This window comes from Pseudomonas taiwanensis DSM 21245, from assembly GCF_000425785.1.
Lineage (GTDB): Bacteria > Pseudomonadota > Gammaproteobacteria > Pseudomonadales > Pseudomonadaceae > Aquipseudomonas > Aquipseudomonas taiwanensis.
Genome location: NZ_KE384453.1, coordinates 35,481 through 55,438 on the forward strand (window position 1 = coordinate 35,481; position 19,958 = coordinate 55,438).

Genomic DNA, 19,958 nt, shown 5'->3' on the forward strand with positions numbered 1-19,958 from the left:
GAGGTGAAGTTTATGCCCAGGTAGTGGGGTGAAACAGAGCGTGTTTTGATAAAGTTTTTTTGCCTTTTGACAGAATCTGTAACAATCCCTGGGCAACCTCCTTGGTTTTTTCCTCTGGCAGGGCCGCCGGGCGCGGGCTAGAGCGTTTGTGAAAAAACCTTCAGGGAAAATCGGGCCCCGCTACTACCAACGTCGAATGGCTTTTGCCGCTCTGGTACAGTTACAAACGAATCCATACAACAACAACTATTACACCGAGGTAACACAGATGAGTGCGGCTCCACTGTATCCCGTTCGTCCCGAGGTTGCGGCCACTACCCTGACCGACGAGGCCACCTACAAGGCCATGTACCAGCAATCGGTGATCAACCCGGACGGCTTCTGGCGTGAGCAGGCCCAGCGAATCGACTGGATCAAGCCTTTCACCAAGGTCAAGCAGACCTCTTTCGACGACCACCACGTCGATATCAAATGGTTCGCCGACGGCACTCTGAACGTTTCCTCCAACTGCCTGGATCGCCACCTCGAAACGCGCGGCGACCAGGTGGCGATCATCTGGGAGGGCGACGACCCTTCCGAACACCGCAACATCACTTATCGCGAACTTCACGAGCAGGTGTGCAAGTTCGCCAACGCTCTGCGCGGCCAGGACGTGCACCGTGGTGACGTGGTGACCATCTACATGCCGATGATTCCAGAGGCGGTGGTGGCCATGCTGGCGTGCGCCCGTATCGGCGCCATTCACTCGGTGGTGTTCGGCGGCTTCTCGCCGGAAGCGCTGGCCGGGCGCATCATCGACTGCCGCTCGAAGGTGGTGATCACCGCCGACGAAGGTGTGCGCGGTGGCCGTCGCACGCCGCTCAAGGCCAACGTCGACCTGGCCCTGACCAACCCCGAAACCAATAGCGTGCAAAAGATCATCGTATGCAAGCGCACCGGTGGCGACATCGCCTGGCACCAGCACCGCGATATCTGGTACGAAGACCTGATGAAAGTGGCCTCCAGCCACTGCGCGCCGAAGGAAATGGGGGCCGAGGAGCCGCTGTTCATCCTCTATACCTCGGGTTCCACCGGCAAGCCCAAGGGTGTGCTGCACACCACCGGCGGCTACCTGGTGTATGCCGCACTGACCCATGAGCGCGTGTTCGACTACCGCCCGGGCGAAGTCTACTGGTGCACCGCGGACGTCGGTTGGGTCACTGGTCACAGCTATATCGTCTATGGCCCTCTGGCGAACGGTGCCACCACCCTGTTGTTCGAAGGCGTGCCGAACTACCCCGATATCACCCGCGTGTCGAAGATCGTCGACAAGCACAAGGTCAACATTCTCTACACTGCGCCTACCGCCATCCGCGCGATGATGGCCGAAGGGCAGGCCGCGGTGGAGGGCGCCGATGGTTCCAGCCTGCGCCTGCTCGGTTCGGTGGGTGAGCCGATCAACCCGGAAGCCTGGAACTGGTACTACAAGACCGTTGGCAAAGAGCGCTGCCCGATCGTCGATACCTGGTGGCAGACCGAAACCGGCGGCATCCTTATCAGTCCGCTGCCAGGGGCTACCGGCCTCAAGCCCGGTTCGGCGACCCGTCCGTTCTTCGGGGTGGTGCCCGCGTTGGTGGATAACCTGGGCAACCTGATCGAGGGCGCCGCCGAGGGCAACCTGGTGATCCTCGACTCCTGGCCGGGCCAGTCGCGCTCGCTGTTTGGCGATCACGATCGCTTCGTCGACACCTACTTCAAGACTTTCCGAGGCATGTACTTCACCGGCGACGGTGCGCGTCGCGATGAAGATGGCTACTACTGGATCACGGGGCGCGTGGATGATGTGCTCAACGTGTCCGGGCACCGCATGGGTACCGCCGAGATCGAAAGTGCGATGGTTGCCCACTCCAAGGTCGCCGAGGCGGCGGTGGTGGGGGTGCCGCATGACATCAAGGGGCAGGGCATCTATGTCTATGTCACCCTCAATGCGGGCATCGAGCCCAGCGAGCAACTGCGTCTGGAGCTCAAGAACTGGGTGCGCAAGGAGATCGGTCCAATCGCTTCGCCGGATGTCATCCAGTGGGCGCCAGGGCTGCCGAAGACCCGTTCGGGCAAGATCATGCGCCGTATCCTGCGCAAGATCGCTACCGGCGAGTACGACGCGCTGGGTGATATCTCGACACTGGCCGATCCAGGGGTGGTGCAGCACCTGATCGACACCCACAAGTCGATGAGCCTGGCTTCAGCGTAAATCGTGCAAAGGCCGGCTCGCCGGCGATGGGGCCGCTCTGCGGTCCTTGTGAACAATAAAAACCCCGTCCGGGCAACCGGCGGGGTTTTTGCTTTACTCACATCCTGTTACCCGACTTTCATCGGTAACCCTCTTTGTCACCGATTTCGCACAAGGTCGGGGCAAGAAGAAACAGGTTCGTGCGGTTTTGGTGCATTTGCGTAGGCATTTTTTGCAAGTCGGCACGCTGCACTTGCCGTACTACAAGGCTTTGCCAATAATAGGCCCGGTAATTGCTAGGTCAATAGGTTCTATTCCTTGCGCTTTTGCATATTTTGCAATGGCTGTCAACATCGCTCGATGCCGTTTCAAGCGCTTCTGTAAGTAGTTGTCGCTTTGAAGAAATATCGGCTTTCGGGCTGTCGTTAAAATGCCACTCACTCGCTCGTGGTCTGCGACCTTGGTCGAAACCTGCGCGGCTCGCGTTGTACCCATTCGCATATCGGGCAGCTGTTACCTCCTGCCTCGTATTGCCCCGTACCGATGGAGTTACCTGATGAAGAAGCTTGCACTGCTTGGCGCCCTGGCGCTGTCCGTGTTTTCCCTGGTGTCGCAGGCCGATGAAAAACCGCTGAAAATCGGTATCGAGGCCGCCTACCCACCCTTCGCCTTCAAGCAACCCGACGGTAGCATCGCCGGTTTCGACTACGACATCGGTAACGCCCTGTGCGAGGAAATGAAAGCCAAGTGCACCTGGGTCGAGCAGGAGTTCGACGGCCTGATCCCAGCGCTGAAAGTGCGCAAGATCGACGCCATCCTGTCGTCCATGTCGATCACCGAAGACCGCAAGAAGTCGGTGGACTTCACCAAGCGCTACTACCTGACCCCAGCTCGCCTGGTGATGAAGGAAGGCACCACCGTCAGCGACAGCCTGGATGAGCTCAAAGGCAAGAAAATCGGTGTGCAGCGTGGCTCGATCCACGACCGCTTCGCCAAGGAAGTCCTGGCTCCGAAGGGCGCCACCGTCGTGCCTTACGGTACCCAGAACGAAATCTACCTGGATGTCGCCGCTGGCCGCCTGGATGGCACCGTCGCCGACGCCACCTTGCTGGAAGACGGCTTCCTGAAGACCGATGCTGGCAAGGGCTTCGCCTTCGTCGGCCCATCGTTTACCGATGTGAAGTACTTTGGTGATGGCGTCGGCATCGCCGTGCGCAAGGGCGACAAGGCCAACGCCGATCGGATCAACGCCGCCATCGACGCTATCCGGGCCAATGGCAAATACAAACAAATTGAAGCCAAGTACTTCAACTTCGACATCTACGGTCCAGACTCGAAGTAAGACGTCGGGTTTCACCTGTGCAATGGTGCAAACAGCAGAGGCTCTGAGGTTTGCACCATTTTTATTTCTCTAGGTCGAGGACCTCATCATGTTGAAAGGCTACGGGGCAGTCATCCTCGACGGGGCGTGGCTGACGCTGCAGCTCGCCCTGTCGTCGATGGCCCTGGCCATCGTGCTCGGTCTGATCGGTGTGGCGCTGCGCTTGTCGCCGGTGCGCTGGTTGGCCTGGCTGGGTGACATGTACGCCACGGTGATCCGTGGTATTCCGGATCTGGTGCTGATCCTGCTGATCTTCTATGGCGGTCAGGACATCATCAACCGCGTGGCACCGCTGCTTGGCTACGACGATTACATCGATCTGAACCCGCTGGTCGCCGGTATCGGCACGCTGGGCTTCATTTTCGGGGCGTACCTCTCGGAAACTTTCCGTGGCGCCTTCCTCGGTATTCCCAAGGGCCAGGCCGAAGCCGGCGTGGCCTATGGCATGAGCAATCGCCAGGTCTTCTTCCGCATCCTGGTGCCGCAGATGATCCGGCTGGCGATTCCCGGTTTCACCAACAACTGGTTGGTGTTGACCAAGGCGACGGCGCTGATTTCGGTGGTCGGCCTACAAGACATGATGTTCAAGGCCAAGCAGGCTGCCGATGCCACCCGTGAACCTTTCACCTTCTTCCTGGCGGTGGCGGCGTTGTACCTGGTGATCACCAGTGTCTCGCTGCTGGCCCTGCGGTATCTCGAGAAACGCTACTCGGTAGGCGTCAAGGTGGCTGAACTATGATCTTCGACTACAACGTGGTCTGGGAGGCGATGCCGCTGTACTTCGGTGGATTGCTGACCACCCTGAAACTGCTGGCGCTGTCGCTGTTGTTCGGCCTGCTGGCGGCCATCCCGCTGGGCTTGATGCGGGTCTCCAAGCAGCCGTTGGTGAATGTCGTGGCCTGGCTGTACACCTATGTGATCCGCGGCACGCCGATGCTGGTGCAGCTGTTCCTGATCTACTACGGCCTGGCGCAGTTCGAGGCGGTGCGGGAGAGTATCTTCTGGCCATGGCTGTCGAGCGCGACGTTCTGTGCGTGCCTGGCCTTTGCCATCAACACCAGCGCCTATACCGCCGAGATCATCGCCGGTAGCCTCAAGGCCACGCCCCATGGCGAGATCGAGGCTGCCAAGGCGGTGGGCATGTCGCGCATGAAGATGTATCGACGCATCCTGCTGCCCTCGGCCCTGCGCCGTGCGCTGCCGCAGTACAGCAACGAGGTGATCATGATGCTGCAGACCACCAGTCTTGCCTCCATCGTGACCCTGATCGACATCACCGGTGCCGCGCGCACGGTCAATGCCCAGTACTACCTGCCTTTCGAGGCCTACATCACGGCGGGCGTGTTCTACCTGTGCCTGACCTTCATCCTGGTGCGCCTGTTCAAGATGGCCGAACGCCGCTGGCTCGGCTACCTGGCGCCGCGCAAGCACTGATCGCTCTGTGAGAACCGAAAGCATGTACAAATTAGAAGTCCAAGACCTGCACAAGCGCTACGGCAGCCATGAAGTGCTCAAGGGTGTGTCCCTGGCGGCCAAGGCAGGCGATGTGATCAGCATCATCGGCTCCAGTGGCTCGGGTAAGTCGACCTTCCTGCGCTGCATCAACCTGCTCGAGCAGCCCCATGCCGGCAAGATCCTGCTCAACAACGAAGAGCTGAAGATGGTCGCTGGCAAGGATGGCGCGCTGAAGGCTGCCGATCCGCGCCAACTGCAGCGCATGCGTTCGCGGTTGTCGATGGTGTTCCAGCATTTCAACCTGTGGTCGCACATGACTGCGCTGGAGAACGTCATCGAGGCGCCGGTGCATGTGCTTGGGGTGAGCAAGAAAGAAGCCCTTGAAAAAGCCGAGCACTACCTGGCCAAGGTGGGTGTTGCCCATCGCAAGGATGCCTTCCCAGGCCATATGTCCGGTGGTGAGCAGCAGCGCGTGGCGATTGCCCGTGCCTTGGCAATGGAGCCCGAGGTGATGCTGTTCGACGAGCCGACATCGGCGTTGGACCCAGAGCTGGTGGGCGACGTGCTCAAGGTGATGCAGGCCTTGGCCCAGGAAGGCCGCACCATGGTGGTGGTGACTCACGAAATGGGCTTCGCCCGCGAGGTGTCCAACCAGCTGGTGTTCCTGCACAAGGGGCTGGTGGAGGAGACAGGTTGCCCGCGTGAAGTGCTGGCCAACCCGAAATCGGAGCGCCTGCAGCAGTTTCTCTCCGGCAGCCTGAAGTAAAGGCTGCACCTTTGCACCAGAATAGGGCATGCTGCGCGGCAAGCGCAGCCTGACCCGGCGCCACAGACTCGAAGAACCTCAGGTTTCGGACCGTACCCTATGACCACCCAGCGAATCGGTTTTCTCATCTGGCCCAGCACCAAGCCCCTGACTTTGGCGCTGGCCGAGGACGTGTTGCAGGTGGCGCAGCGGGTGCATCCGGATGTGGTGTATGAGACGGTCTTCCTGCAGGCGGAGCCGGCCCCGGAGGGCGCCTGGCGCCTTCCTGGCGAGCCTTGGAGCGGTCGACTCGAAGGTTGCCACAAGCTGTTCCTGCTGGCGGACGAGCCGCCGCAGGCCGTGGGCTCTGCCTTGTCGTCCGCGCTCAAGCAGCTGGCGCGCAGCGGTTGCATGATGGGCGGATTGTCCGCCGGGGTGTATCCGATGGCCCAGCTTGGGCTGCTCGATGGTTACCGTGCGGCGGTGCACTGGCGTTGGCAGGATGATTTCGCCGAGCGTTTTCCCAAGGTGATCGCCACCAGCCATCTGTTCGATTGGGATCGCGATCGCCTTACAGCCTGCGGTGGCATGGCGGTGACCGACCTGCTGCTGGCGGTGCTGGCGCGTGACCATGGTGCGGAGCTCGCCGGGGCTGTGTCCGAAGAGCTGGTCGTCGAGCGCATCCGCGAGGGTGGTGAGCGCCAGCGTATTCCGTTGCAGAATCGCCTGGGCTCCAGTCATCCCAAGCTGACTCAGGCGGTGGTGTTGATGGAGGCCAATATCGAGGAGCCGCTGACCACCGACGAGATCGCCCAGCATGTGTGCGTTTCGCGCCGGCAGTTGGAGCGGATCTTCAAGCAGTATCTCAACCGGGTACCTAGCCAGTATTACCTGGAGCTGCGCCTGAACAAGGCGCGGCAGATGCTGATGCAGACCAGCAAGTCGATCATCCAGATCGGCCTGTCCTGCGGGTTCTCGTCGGGCCCGCATTTCTCCAGCGCCTATCGAAATTTCTTTGGTGCCACTCCGCGCGAAGACCGCAATCAGCGGCGTAGCAGCAGCCCGTTCGAGCTGAGTTCGGCGCCTGCCGAAAAAGGCTGAATTTTTCTGGGGTGGGGCGCATGCCTTGGGTTTGAGGGGGCGTGAATCGAGCGTCGCCCGCGCGGCGCATCGCGAGCAAGGCTCGCTCCTACGCTTGTTTCGGGCCCATCATGCCTGTGGGATTTGCGCGCAACCGCTTGGGTGCACGGCGCGATATTGGATTGTACAAACAAGGCGGTCGCGCGCGTCTGGCACAGACATAATTGGCCGGAAACAAGTGTAGGAGCGAGCCTTGCTCGCGATGCGCCGCGCGGGCGGCGCTCGATTTCGGCCGCACTGCAAAAACCAACCCCGTTCACCCAGCCCATCTCTACCGTTACACTGCGCGATTGCGACAGTGTTTGTCGCATTGCCGAAAACCTTGCTGAAACAAGGTTTAGCGCTGTAACAAGTTGTCGCTTGGCCGCAAGGACAGGCGCGGATCAGTCCTTACAATCCCCCCCATCGCTCGCCACTTCCAGGCCAGCGTTCCTCTTCAGGAGACTCAGATGTCCGTTGAGCAAGCCCCGGTGCAACGTGCCGATTTCGACCAGGTCATGGTTCCCAACTATTCTCCGGCGGCCTTCATTCCTGTGCGAGGCGAGGGTTCCCGAGTCTGGGATCAATCGGGCCGCGAGTTGATCGACTTCGCCGGCGGTATCGCCGTCAACGCCCTGGGGCATTGCCACCCGGCGCTGGTCAAGGCGCTGACCGAGCAAGCCAACACCCTCTGGCACGTTTCCAACGTCTTCACCAATGAGCCGGCGCTGCGCCTGGCCCACAAGCTGGTGGACGCGACCTTCGCCGAGCGTGCTTTCTTCTGCAACTCCGGCGCCGAGTCCAACGAGGCTGCCTTCAAGCTGGCCCGTCGTGTCGCCCATGACCGCTTCGGCCCGGAGAAGCACGAAATCATCGCCACCGTGAACAGCTTCCACGGTCGCACCCTGTTCACTGTCAGCGTCGGTGGCCAGCCCAAGTACTCCGACGGTTTCGGCCCGAAGATCACCGGCATCAGCCATGTGCCGTACAACGATCTGGAAGCGCTCAAGGCGCAGATCTCCGACAAGACCTGTGCGGTGGTGATCGAGCCGATCCAGGGCGAGAGCGGCGTGGTTCCGGCCGACAAGGCCTACCTCGAAGGCGCGCGCAAACTGTGCGATGAGCACAACGCCTTGCTGATCTTCGACGAAGTGCAGACGGGCGTTGGCCGCACCGGCTCGCTGTACGCCTATCAGCACTACGGCGTGACGCCGGATATCCTGACCAGCGCCAAGAGCCTGGGCGGCGGTTTCCCGATCGGCGCCATGCTGACCACCAGCGAACTCGCCAAGCACCTGGCCGTCGGCACCCATGGCACCACGTATGGCGGCAACCCGCTGGCTTGTGCAGTGGCCTGCGCCGTGCTCGATGTGGTCAACACGCCGCAAACCCTGAATGGCGTCAAGGCCAAGCACGAACGCTTCAAGTCCCGCCTGGAGCAGATCGGCCAGCAATACGGCCTGTTCTCCAAGGTGCGTGGTGTCGGCCTGTTGATTGGCTGCGTACTGACCGAGGCCTGGAAAGGCAAGGCCAAGGACGTGCTCAACGCCGCCGAGAAAGAAGGCGTGATGGTGCTGCAAGCTGGCCCGGATGTGGTGCGCTTCGCCCCGAGCCTGGTGGTTGAAGATGCCGACATCGATGAAGGCCTGAACCGCTTCGAGCGCGCCGTGGCGCAACTGACCAAGGGCTGATCGGCCGACGGTCGCTTCGCTGGCCCCGCTGTTCGGCCAGCGATACCTGAATTCCAGAGCGGGTGTGCGCTTGCAAGCGCGATTGCGCACCTGCCGTTTTTTCGCGCCGTCGTGAACGGCCCGTTTTCCCAAAGGAGTGACACCATGCTGGTGATGCGCCCCGCGCAAATGGCTGATCTCAACGAAGTGCAGCGCATGGCTGCCGACAGCCCCATTGGTGTCACTTCGCTGCCGGATGATACCGCCCGCCTGGGCGACAAGATCGCTGCGTCCGAGACGTCGTTTGCCGCTGAAGTCAGCTTCAATGGCGAAGAGAGCTACTTCTTCGTGCTTGAGGACAGCGCCACCGGCAAGTTGGCCGGTTGCTCCGCGATCGTCGCGTCGGCCGGGTACTCCGAGCCGTTCTACAGCTTCCGCAACGAAACCTTCGTGCATGCCTCTCGCGAACTGAAGATCCACAACAAGATCCATGTACTGTCGTTGTGCCATGACCTGACTGGCAACAGCCTGCTGACTAGCTTCTATGTCTTGCCAGAGCTGGTTAACAGTGCCTGGGCAGAACTTAACTCGCGAGGACGGTTGTTGTTCATGGCGTCGCACCCCGAGCGTTTCGCCGATTCGGTGGTCACCGAGATCGTCGGCTACAGCGACGAACAGGGCGAGTCGCCGTTCTGGGACGCCATCGGCCGCAACTTCTTCGACCTCAACTACGCCGAGGCCGAGCGCCTTTGCGGCCTGAAGAGCCGGACCTTCCTCGCCGAACTGATGCCGCACTACCCGATCTACGTGCCCCTGCTGCCCGATGAGGCCCAGGAGGCCATGGGGCAGGTACACCCGCGTGCGCAGATCACCTTCGACATCCTCATGCGTGAAGGCTTCGAGACCGAGCACTACATCGACATCTTCGATGGCGGGCCGACCTTGCATGCACGCACCTCCGGCATCCGTTCCATCGCCCAGAGCCGTGTAGTGCCGGTCAAGCTCGACGATGCGCCGATCAAGGGCGGGCGTCCGTACCTGGTGTGCAACGGCCTGTTGCAGGACTACCGTGCGGTGTTGCTGGAGCTGGACTGGGTGCCGGGCAAGCCGGTCAGCCTGACTGCCGAAGCGGCCGACGCCTTGGGTGTTGGTGAGGGCGCCAGCGTGCGTCTGGTTGCCGTTTGAGGCCTTCGCTTTAAAGAGTTTCGCGGTGGCGCAGGCTGCTGCACAAGGAGATAGCATGATCGTTCGTCCTGTACGCAGCAGCGATTTACCCGCGCTGATCGAGTTGGCTCGCAGTACCGGCACCACTGGCCTGACCACCCTGCCGGCCAATGAAGAGCGCCTTGGGCATCGTGTAGGCTGGGCCGAAAAAAGCTTCCGCGGCGAAGCCGAGCGCGGTGATACCGATTACCTGTTCGTACTGGAGAACGACGAAGGCCTGGTGGTAGGCATCAGTGCCATCGCCGGAGCCGTGGGGTTGCGTGAGCCCTGGTACAACTACCGGGTCGGCCTGACGGTCAGCGCCTCCCAGGAACTGAACATCTACCGGGAGATTCCCACGCTGTTCCTGGCCAACGACCTGACCGGCAACTCCGAGTTGTGTTCGTTGTTCCTGCGGGGGGACTACCGTTCCGGCCTCAATGGTCGCCTGCTGTCGCGGGCACGCATGCTGTTCATCGCGGAGTTCCCGGAACTGTTCGGCAACAAGATCATCGCCGAAATGCGCGGTATGTCCGACGAACACGGTCGTTCGCCGTTCTGGGAAAGCCTCGGACGCCACTTCTTCAAGATGGAGTTCAGCCAGGCGGACTACCTGACGGGTGTCGGCAACAAGTCGTTCATCGCTGAGCTGATGCCCAAGTTCCCGCTGTATACCTGCTTCCTGTCCGAGGCGGCGCGCGCCGTGATCGGCCGCGTGCACACCGACACCGAGCCGGCGCTGGCCATGCTCAAGCAGGAAGGTTTCAACTACCAGGGTTATGTCGACATCTTCGACGCAGGTCCCGCCATCGAATGCGAAACCTCGAAGATTCGCGCCGTGCGCGAAAGTCAGACGCTGGTGCTGGCCGTCGGTACGCCGGGTGACGATGCCACCCCCTACATCATTCACAACCGCAAGCGCGAAGACTGCCGTATCACGGCAGCGCCAGCGCGCTTGGCGGCGGGCACCCTGGTGGTCGACCCGCTGACCGCCAAGCGCCTGCGCATGGGTGCCGGTGACAACGTTCGTGCCGTGCCGCTATCGGCAAGCCGGGAGGCCAAGTAAATGACCACGCATTACATCGCCGGCCAGTGGCAGGCTGGCCAGGGTGAAGCCCTGCAATCGCTGAACCCGGTCACCCAGGCCGTGATCTGGCAAGGGCGGGGCGCAGACGCCAGTCAGGTGGGCGCCGCCGTGCAGGCCGCTCGCCAGGCATTCCCAGCCTGGGCCCAGCTGAGCCTCGAAGCGCGTATCGATGTGCTGGAGAAGTTCGCCGAGCAGCTCAAGCAGCACGCCGAGGCGCTGGCCCACTGCATCGGTGAGGAAACCGGCAAACCGCTGTGGGAGTCGGCCACCGAAGTCACCAGCATGATCAACAAAGTCGCGATCTCGGTGCAGAGCTACCGCGAGCGTACGGGCGAGAAAAGCGGCCCTTTGGCGGACGCCACTGCCGTGCTGCGACACAAGCCCCATGGCGTGGTCGCTGTGTTCGGCCCTTACAACTTCCCGGGCCACCTGCCTAACGGGCATATCGTCCCGGCACTGCTGGCAGGTAACTGCGTGGTGTTCAAGCCCAGCGAGCTGACGCCCAAGGTCGCTGAACTGACCGTCAACTGCTGGATTGCCGCTGGTCTGCCAGCCGGTGTGTTGAACCTGGTGCAAGGGGCGCGGGAGACGGGCGTGGCGCTGGCGGCCAACCCAGGTATCGATGGTCTGTTCTTCACCGGTTCCAGTCGCACCGGCAACCTCTTGCACCAGCAATTCGCCGGGCGTCCGGACAAGATCCTGGCCCTGGAAATGGGGGGCAACAACCCGTTGGTGGTGGACGAGGTCAAGGACCTCGACGCCGCGGTGTACACCATCATCCAGTCGGCGTTCATCTCGGCTGGCCAGCGCTGCACGTGCGCCCGGCGTCTACTGGTGCCGCAAGGGGCCTGGGGCGATAGGCTGCTTGCCCGGTTGGTCGAGGTGTGCAAGGGCATCAGTGTCGGCGCCTTCGACCAGCAGCCGGCGCCGTTCATGGGGTCGGTGATTTCTCTGCAGGCCGCTCGCGCGCTGCTTGCGGCTCAGGCCGAATTGCTTGGCAAAGGTGCCACCAGCCTGCTGGAAATGACCCAGCCACGCGCCGAGGCCGCGCTGCTGACGCCGGGCATCGTCGATGTCACGACCGTGGCTGAGCGTCCGGACGAAGAATTCTTCGGCCCGCTGCTGCAGGTAATCCGCTACGCCGATTTCGATGCTGCCATCGATGAGGCCAACAACACCCAGTACGGCCTTGCCGCCGGATTGTTGTCCGACTCCCATGCCCGTTACCAGTATTTCTGGCTGCGTAGCCGGGCCGGTATCGTCAACTGGAACAAGCAGCTGACCGGGGCCGCCAGCAGCGCGCCGTTCGGAGGGGTGGGTGCCAGTGGCAACCACCGCGCCAGTGCCTATTACGCAGCCGACTACTGCGCTTACCCCGTGGCTTCGCTGGAGACCGCCAGCCTTGCCTTGCCGGCGACATTGACGCCGGGCGTCACTCTATAACAACAGGTCACGGAGCCTAGCCGATGAAATCCTATGAAGTGAATTTTGATGGCCTGGTGGGGCCAACCCACAACTATGGCGGCCTGTCTTACGGCAACGTGGCTTCGCAGAGCAACAGCCAGCAGACGTCCAACCCGCGTGAGGCGGCGCGTCAGGGCCTGGCCAAGATGAAGGCCCTGGCCGACATGGGCTTCAAGCAAGGCGTGCTGGCGCCGCAGGAGCGTCCGGATGTGGCCGCGCTGCGCCGTCTGGGCTTCTCTGGCAGTGATGCCGAGGTCATCCAGCGTGCAGCCAAAGAAGCCATGCCGCTGTTGGTGGCCAGTTGCTCGGCGTCGAGCATGTGGGTGGCCAACGCTGCCACCGTGAGTCCCAGTGCCGACACGGCCGATGGCCGCGTGCACTTCACGGCTGCCAACCTCAACTGCAAATACCATCGCAGCATCGAGCACCCGACCACCAGTCGCGTACTCGCGGCGATGTTCGCTGATGACAAGCACTTCGCCCACCACGCGGCGCTGCCTGCGGTCGCGCAGTTCGGTGACGAAGGCGCGGCCAACCACACGCGCTTCTGCCGCAACTATGGTGAGGCCGGTGTCGAGTTCTTCGTCTATGGTCGCAGCGCGTTCGACAGCCGCTACCCGGCGCCGCAGAAGTACCCCGCGCGCCAGACCCTGGAAGCCTCGCAGGCCGTGGCCCGCCTGCATGGCCTGAGTGACGATGGTGTGGTCTACGCTCAACAGAACCCAGCGGTGATCGACCAGGGCGTGTTCCACAACGATGTGATTTCGGTGGGCAATGGCGAGGTGCTGTTCTATCACGAGGATGCGTTCCTGGAGACGGGCGCGGTGCTTGGCCAACTGCAGGCTAAACTGGCCAACAAGGGCGGTAACTTCCAGGGCATCTGCGTACCTCGGGCACAGGTGACGGTCGAGGACGCAGTGCGCTCCTACCTGTTCAACAGCCAGTTGCTCAGCCGTGACGATGGTTCGATGCTGCTGGTGGTGCCCGAAGAGTGCCGTAACAACGAGCGCGTCTGGGCGTACCTGAACCAGTTGACCAGCCAGGGCGGCCCGGTGAAGGAGGTCAAGGTGTTCGACCTCAAGCAGAGCATGCAGAACGGCGGTGGGCCAGCTTGCCTGCGTCTGCGCGTGGCATTGAAGGAATCGGAGCTGGCGGCGGTCAATCCAGGCGTTATCATGACCGCCCCGCTGTACGACACGCTGGTACAGTGGGTCGACAAGCACTACCGCGACCGCCTCGGCGAAGCGGACCTTGCCGACCCGCAACTGCTGGTCGAATGCCGTACCGCGCTGGATGAGTTGACCCAGATCCTTAAGTTGGGCTCGGTCTATCCGTTCCAACGCCAACCTTGAAGAGAGAATTTGCAATGACCGACGCCCTGCGCCTGATCCTGGAAGACGACGACGGCACCCAGCTGGAAACCTCCTGCACCCGTTTTGCCGTGGTCTGGCAAGGCAAGGAAGTGTGGATCCAGCAGGACGGCCGCGGCCAGTTGCTGATCGGTGTGGACGTCGAGGAAGACGACACCGAGTACGCCAACCTCTTGCTGCGCCCGATGGCCACCAACCTGGTCAGCCTGCAGCTTGAAATGGAGCCGGCCGAAATCGGTGACGACGACCACGTGCACGGTCCGGATTGCGGCCACCACCACTAAGGAAGCGCCTATGCTCGCCCTCGGTAAATTGCTTGACCTGACCCTGGCCGATCACGAACCGGCCGAGAAGACGCAAGTAACGGTCGGGGGCGTGCGTTTGCGTTGGCTGGGGGAGGGCGCGCTCGAGGTGCGTCCGCCCGAGGCGCAGGACAAGCAACTTGACTTGCTGCTGTCGGCCGGGATTCATGGCAACGAGACCGCGCCGATCGAGTTGCTGGAAAAACTGCTGCACGGCATCGCCAGTGGCAAGATCAAGCCGCAGGTGCGCATTCTCTTCCTGTTCGGCAACCCGGAAGCGATCCGCCGGGGCGAGCGCTTCGTCGAGCAGGATATCAATCGCCTGTTCAACGGCCGTCACGAGCTTTCCAGCGGCGATGAAGCGCTGCGTGCGGCAGAGCTCGAGCAGTTTGCCCGGGTGTTCTTCAGCCTGCCGGGGCGTGCCCGCCTGCACTACGACCTGCATACTGCGATCCGCGGTTCGAAGATCGAGCAGTTCGCGCTTTATCCGTTCAAGGAGGGGCGCAAGCATTCACGCCGTGAGCTGGCCCGGCTGGCGGCCGCAGGCATGGAGGCGGTGCTGCTGCAAAGCAAGTCGTCGATCACCTTCAGTGCCTTTACCTACGAGCAGCTGGAGGCGGAAGCCTTCACGCTGGAACTGGGCAAGGCCCGTCCGTTTGGCCAGAACGAGCAGGTCAATCTGAGTCGCCTGGAAGCTCGCCTGGTCCAAATCATCGAAGGCACCGAGCCCGAGACCCAGGACGCCCTCGATGGCTTGAAACTGTTCAGCGTGTCCCGCGAGATCATCAAGCACAGTGATAGCTTCCACCTGCACCTGCCGACGGACATCGAGAACTTCTCCGAGCTAAGCAAGGGCTACCTGCTGGCCGAAGACCTGGCCGAGACGCGCTGGGTGGTCGAGGAGGAGGGGGCGCGGATCATCTTCCCTAATCCGAAGGTCAAGAATGGCCTGCGGGCGGGAATCCTGATCGTGCCGGACTCGGGCCAGCATCTGGTTTGAGGCCGGCGCCACCTGCTCTCATTCCCTGTGCGAGCAGGTTTGCCCGTGGGGCAGGCGGCACGGCTAGCCGATCCCACGGGTCATGAAACACTTTTAATTCACCGCCTGTTCCATTTTCCCTCCCTGTAAGCGGTAATTGGCTTGCCAGTAGCGAAACGCAGGATTTAGCATCCGGCCATGTCGTTTCCAATGCATTAGCCCGAAAAACCGTCCAAACGACGGTTTCTATCGTATAAACACACTGCATCGAGACTGCAGGACCGATATAATGCGGCCCTTTGCCGTCGTTTCGTCGACGCGTTTGCCCCAAGGGCCGCCGTTTCCGTGGAAGAACCTATGAAAAGCGCAGAAATCCGTGAAGCCTTCCTTCGCTTCTTCGAAGAGCAGGGACACACCCGAGTTGCCTCCAGCTCCCTGATTCCGGGCAATGACCCGACCCTGCTGTTTACCAACGCCGGTATGAACCAGTTCAAGGACTGCTTCCTCGGCCAGGAAAAGCGCGCCTACACCCGTGCGGTCAGCAGCCAGAAGTGCGTGCGCGCCGGCGGCAAGCACAACGACCTGGAAAACGTCGGTTACACCGCGCGTCACCACACCTTCTTCGAGATGCTGGGCAACTTCAGCTTCGGCGACTACTTCAAGCGCGATGCCATCACCTTCGCCTGGACCTTCCTGACCTCCGACAAGTGGCTGAACCTGCCGAAGGAAAAGCTCTGGGTCACTGTCTACGCCAGCGACGACGAAGCCTACGACATCTGGACCAAGGAAGTCGGCGTGCCGGCCGAGCGCATGGTTCGCATCGGTGACAACAAAGGCGCCCCCTACGCTTCCGACAACTTCTGGACCATGGGCGACACTGGCCCGTGCGGCCCGTGCACCGAAATCTTCTACGACCACGGCCCGGACATCTGGGGTGGCCCACCCGGTTCCCCGGAGGAAGACGGCGACCGTTACATCGAGATCTGGAACAACGTCTTCATGCAGTTCAACCGCACCGCCGATGGCGTACTGCACCCGCTGCCAGCACCGTCGGTCGACACCGGCATGGGCCTGGAGCGTATCAGTGCGGTCATGCAGCACGTGCACTCGAACTACGAGATCGACCTGTTCCAGAACCTGCTGGCGGCCGCGGCCAAGGCCATCGGTTGCAGCAACGATGCGCAGGCGTCGCTTAAGGTGGTCGCCGACCACATCCGTTCCTGCGGCTTCCTGATTGCCGACGGCGTGCTGCCATCCAACGAAGGCCGTGGCTACGTGCTACGCCGCATCATTCGTCGCGCTTGCCGCCACGGTAACAAGCTGGGCGCCAAGGGCAGCTTCTTCTATCAGATCGTCGCCGCACTGGTGGCCGAGATGGGCGAGGCGTTCCCCGAGCTCAAGACCCAGCAGGCGCACATCGAGCGCGTGCTCAAGGCTGAAGAAGAACAGTTCGCCAAGACCCTGGAGCAAGGGTTGCGCATCCTCGAGCAGGATCTGGCCCAACTCAAGGGTAACGTGGTTCCGGGCGACGTGGTGTTCAAGCTGTACGACACCTATGGCTTCCCCATGGACCTGACCGGCGACATCGCACGTGAGCGCGAGCTGACCATCGACGAAGCTGGCTTCGAGCGCGAAATGGAGGCCCAGCGTGAGCGTGCCCGCTCCGCCAGCGCCTTCGGCATGGACTACAACAGCTTGGTCAAGGTCGACACCGCCACCGAGTTCCTTGGCTACGAGGCCACCGAAGGGCAGGGCAAGGTCATCGCACTGTACAAGGACGGCCAGGCCGTCGAGCAGTTGGCCGAAGGTGAGCAGGGCGTGGTGATTCTGGACCGTACCCCGTTCTACGCCGAATCCGGTGGCCAGGTCGGTGACACCGGCTACCTGCAGGCCGGTGGCGTGCGCTTCGACGTGCGTGATACTACCAAGACCGGTGGTGCGTTCCTGCACCATGGCGTGGTTGCCAGCGGTAATCTGAGCGTCGGCGCTGCTGTGGCGGCCAAGGTCGATGCCGATGTGCAGCACGCAACCTCGCTGAACCACTCGGCTACCCACCTGCTGCACGAAGCGCTGCGCCAGGTGTTGGGCGATCATGTGCAGCAGAAAGGCTCGCTGGTCGACAGCCAGCGCCTGCGTTTTGACTTCAGCCACTTCGAAGCGGTGAAGCCGGAGCAGATCAAGGCCCTGGAAGACATCGTCAACCGCGAAGTGCGCAAGAACACCGCGGTGGAAACCGAGCTGACCGATATCGAAACCGCCAAGCGCAAGGGCGCCATGGCCCTGTTCGGCGAGAAGTACGGCGATACCGTGCGCGTGCTGAGCATGGGTGGCGATTTCTCGGTCGAGCTGTGCGGCGGTATCCACGCCAAGCGCACCGGCGATATCAGTTTGTTCAAGATCATCAGCGAAGGCGGCGTGGCCTCGGGCGTGCGCCGCATCGAAGCGGTCACCGGCGAAGCAGCGCTGGCTTACCTGAACGCTGCCGAAGAGCAGGTAAAGGAAGCCGCGCAACTGGTCAAAGGTAACCGCGACAACCTGATCGACAAGCTGTCGGCTGTGCTCGAGCGCAACCGTCAGCTGGAAAAGCAGCTGGAGCAGCTGCAGGCCAAGGCCGCCAGCGCCGCCGGGGACGATCTCTCCAACGCGGCTGTTGAGGTCAAGGGCGCCAAGGTGCTCGCCGCCCGCCTGGACGGGCAGGATGGCAAGGCCTTGCTGACCCTGGTCGATCAGTTGAAGAACAAGCTCGGCCACGCAGTGATCCTGCTGGGCAGCGAGCATGAGGGCAAGGTCGTGCTGGTGGCCGGCGTGACCAAGGACCTCTCCAGCCAACTCAAGGCTGGCGACCTGATGAAACAAGCCGCTGCGGCAGTGGGTGGCAAGGGCGGTGGCCGTCCGGACATGGCACAGGGTGGCGGCGTCGACGTCGCGGCACTGGACCAGGCCCTGGCGCTGGCCGTGCCATTCGCAGAGCAGGGACTTTGAGATGCGGGGGCGGCTGGTCTAGTCGGCCGCCCCTGCATGTTGGATGGTTTTTTTGGGGCCCTGTATGGGCTGAGGCACCATTGAAATGGCGTTGATCGTACAGAAATTTGGCGGCACCTCTGTCGGTTCCATCGAGCGGATCGAGCAGGTAGCCGAAAAGGTCAAGAAACACCGTGAGGCGGGCGATGACCTGGTGGTTGTGCTCTCGGCCATGAGTGGTGAAACCAATCGCCTGATCGACCTGGCCAAGCAGATCACCGATCAGCCGGTTCCGCGTGAGCTGGACGTGATCGTGTCGACCGGCGAGCAGGTCACCATTGCCTTGCTGACCATGGCCTTGATCAAGCGTGGTGTGCCAGCGGTGTCCTACACCGGCAACCAGGTGCGTATCCTCACCGACAGTGCGCACAACAAGGCGCGCATCCTGCAGATCGACGACCAGAAGATTCGCGCCGACCTCAAGGAAGGGCGTGTAGTGGTGGTCGCGGGCTTCCAGGGCGTCGACGAGCACGGCAACATCACCACCCTCGGCCGTGGTGGCTCCGACACCACCGGCGTAGCCCTGGCGGCTGCCCTGAAGGCTGACGAGTGCCAGATCTACACCGATGTCGATGGTGTCTACACCACCGACCCGCGCGTCGTGCCGCAGGCCCAGCGCCTGGAGAAGATCACCTTCGAAGAGATGCTGGAAATGGCCAGCCTCGGTTCCAAGGTGCTGCAGATTCGTTCGGTGGAGTTCGCCGGCAAGTACAACGTTCCGCTGCGCGTGCTGCACAGCTTCAAGGAGGGTCCAGGTACCCTCATTACCATTGATGAAGAGGAATCCATGGAACAGCCGATCATTTCCGGTATCGCCTTCAACCGTGATGAGGCCAAGCTGACCATCCGCGGCGTGCCGGATACCCCGGGCGTTGCCTTCAAGATCCTCGGCCCGATCAGCGCTTCGAACATCGAAGTCGACATGATCGTGCAGAACGTCTCGCACGATAACACCACCGACTTCACCTTCACCGTACACCGCAATGAGTACGAGAAGGCCCATAGCGTGCTGGAAAACACCGCTCGCGAAATCGGTGCCCGTGAAGTGATCGGCGACACCAAGATCGCCAAGGTCTCGATCGTCGGCGTTGGCATGCGCTCGCACGCAGGCGTCGCCAGCCGCATGTTCGAAGCCCTGGCAAAAGAGAGCATCAACATCCAGATGATCTCCACTTCCGAAATCAAGGTTTCGGTGGTGATCGAAGAGAAGTACCTGGAGCTGGCCGTTCGCGCGCTGCACACCGCGTTCGAGCTCGACGCTCCTGCCCGACAGGGCGAGTAAGGCGCTGCCTGGAGGGGCGCGGCTTGCCGCGCCCTTCGCGTTTCTGAGCGTTGAGCAGCCCCTGTTCTGCCTGCGCAGCGCTCAACCAAAGGCCGTGTCGCATGTCCTCGAACCGGCCTTGATACCAATGACTGTTATCCCTGAATGTTTTGCGTAAGGAGAAAGCTATGTTGATTCTGACTCGTCGGTGCGCCGAGAGCCTGATCATTGGAGACGGCGAGATCACCGTGACGGTGCTCGGCGTCAAAGGAAACCAGGTGCGTATCGGCGTCAGCGCCCCTAAAGAAGTGGCCGTTCACCGCGAAGAAATCTACCTGCGGATCAAGAAAGAGAAGGACGAGGAGCCAAGCCTTTAATTTTTTTGAAGTTTTTTCAAAAAAAAGGGTTGCAAACGAGGAAGAGCCTGTTTAATATTCGCCTCGTGTTGCGGTGAGGTGGCCGAGTGGCCGAAGGCGCTCCCCTGCTAAGGGAGTATACCTCATAAGGGTATCGGGGGTTCGAATCCCCCCTTCACCGCCATTATTCGCTTAGGGCGCTGTAGCTGATCAGGCTTCAGCCAGATCGTTCAGCGACCTAGCATGCGCAGCAAGACACGGACTCATAGCTCAGCTGGATAGAGTACTCGGCTACGAACCGAGCGGTCGGAGGTTCGAATCCTCCTGAGTCCGCCA

The 19,958-nt window shown here is 61.8% G+C and carries 16 protein-coding genes and 2 tRNA genes; all 18 read left to right on the plus strand.

Translation table 11 applies throughout. The features are described from left to right. Window positions 1-268 precede the first annotated feature (268 nt). A complete protein-coding gene (acs, locus tag H620_RS0124825) occupies window positions 269-2,230 on the plus strand; it encodes an acetate--CoA ligase (RefSeq protein ID WP_023381601.1) in 1,962 nt (653 codons plus the stop codon). A gap of 535 nt (window positions 2,231-2,765) precedes the next feature. Beyond that, window positions 2,766-3,551: an ABC transporter substrate-binding protein gene (locus H620_RS0124830; protein ID WP_023381599.1), complete on the plus strand. Its 786-nt coding sequence runs from the start codon at window positions 2,766-2,768 to the stop codon at window positions 3,549-3,551. A gap of 88 nt (window positions 3,552-3,639) precedes the next feature. Further along, on the plus strand, window positions 3,640-4,329 hold the full coding sequence (locus H620_RS0124835; RefSeq protein ID WP_023381598.1) for an ABC transporter permease: 690 nt from the start codon (window positions 3,640-3,642) through the stop codon (window positions 4,327-4,329). Continuing rightward, entirely contained in the window at window positions 4,326-5,024 is a 699-nt protein-coding gene (locus tag H620_RS0124840; protein ID WP_023381597.1) for an ABC transporter permease, read from the plus strand. Before H620_RS0124835 ends, H620_RS0124840 begins: the two co-directional genes overlap by 4 nt. A gap of 22 nt (window positions 5,025-5,046) precedes the next feature. After that, window positions 5,047-5,811: an ABC transporter ATP-binding protein gene (locus tag H620_RS0124845; RefSeq protein ID WP_023381596.1), complete on the plus strand. Its 765-nt coding sequence runs from the start codon at window positions 5,047-5,049 to the stop codon at window positions 5,809-5,811. Between the two features lie 99 nt (window positions 5,812-5,910). Continuing rightward, window positions 5,911-6,891, plus strand: a complete 981-nt coding sequence (argR, locus tag H620_RS0124850) for a transcriptional regulator ArgR (RefSeq protein WP_027908222.1) — start codon at window positions 5,911-5,913, stop codon at window positions 6,889-6,891. Between the two features lie 488 nt (window positions 6,892-7,379). After that, entirely contained in the window at window positions 7,380-8,600 is a 1,221-nt protein-coding gene (locus tag H620_RS0124855) for an acetylornithine transaminase (protein WP_023381594.1), read from the plus strand. 144 nt (window positions 8,601-8,744) lie between these two features. Beyond that, window positions 8,745-9,764 carry an arginine/ornithine succinyltransferase subunit alpha gene (gene aruF / locus H620_RS0124860; protein ID WP_023381593.1) on the plus strand — a complete coding sequence of 340 codons (1,020 nt, stop codon included), beginning with the start codon at window positions 8,745-8,747 and terminating at the stop codon, window positions 9,762-9,764. A 55-nt stretch (window positions 9,765-9,819) separates the two neighbouring features. Continuing rightward, complete coding sequence (astA, locus tag H620_RS0124865; protein WP_023381592.1) at window positions 9,820-10,848, plus strand: arginine N-succinyltransferase; 1,029 nt, start codon at window positions 9,820-9,822, stop codon at window positions 10,846-10,848. Next, on the plus strand, window positions 10,849-12,312 hold the full coding sequence (astD, locus tag H620_RS0124870; protein ID WP_023381591.1) for a succinylglutamate-semialdehyde dehydrogenase: 1,464 nt from the start codon (window positions 10,849-10,851) through the stop codon (window positions 12,310-12,312). It begins immediately after the preceding gene. 23 nt (window positions 12,313-12,335) lie between these two features. Next, the gene (gene astB / locus H620_RS0124875) at window positions 12,336-13,685 is read left to right on the plus strand and encodes an N-succinylarginine dihydrolase (RefSeq protein WP_023381590.1); all 1,350 of its coding nucleotides are present in this window, start codon (window positions 12,336-12,338) and stop codon (window positions 13,683-13,685) included. 14 nt (window positions 13,686-13,699) lie between these two features. Beyond that, window positions 13,700-13,987, plus strand: coding sequence for a hypothetical protein (locus tag H620_RS0124880; RefSeq protein ID WP_023381589.1), 288 nt, complete (start codon window positions 13,700-13,702; stop codon window positions 13,985-13,987). Window positions 13,988-13,997: 10 nt separating this feature from the next. Further along, on the plus strand, window positions 13,998-15,005 hold the full coding sequence (gene astE, locus H620_RS0124885) for a succinylglutamate desuccinylase (protein ID WP_027908223.1): 1,008 nt from the start codon (window positions 13,998-14,000) through the stop codon (window positions 15,003-15,005). A 336-nt stretch (window positions 15,006-15,341) separates the two neighbouring features. Continuing rightward, window positions 15,342-17,966: an alanine--tRNA ligase gene (gene alaS / locus H620_RS0124890; RefSeq protein ID WP_027908224.1), complete on the plus strand. Its 2,625-nt coding sequence runs from the start codon at window positions 15,342-15,344 to the stop codon at window positions 17,964-17,966. Between the two features lie 85 nt (window positions 17,967-18,051). Then, a complete protein-coding gene (locus H620_RS0124895; RefSeq protein WP_023381586.1) occupies window positions 18,052-19,287 on the plus strand; it encodes an aspartate kinase in 1,236 nt (411 codons plus the stop codon). Between the two features lie 167 nt (window positions 19,288-19,454). Then, entirely contained in the window at window positions 19,455-19,643 is a 189-nt protein-coding gene (gene csrA / locus H620_RS0124900; protein ID WP_003254503.1) for a carbon storage regulator CsrA, read from the plus strand. Window positions 19,644-19,715: 72 nt separating this feature from the next. Further along, window positions 19,716-19,806, plus strand: a tRNA-Ser gene (locus H620_RS0124905). 75 nt (window positions 19,807-19,881) lie between these two features. Continuing rightward, a tRNA-Arg gene (locus tag H620_RS0124910) sits at window positions 19,882-19,958 on the plus strand.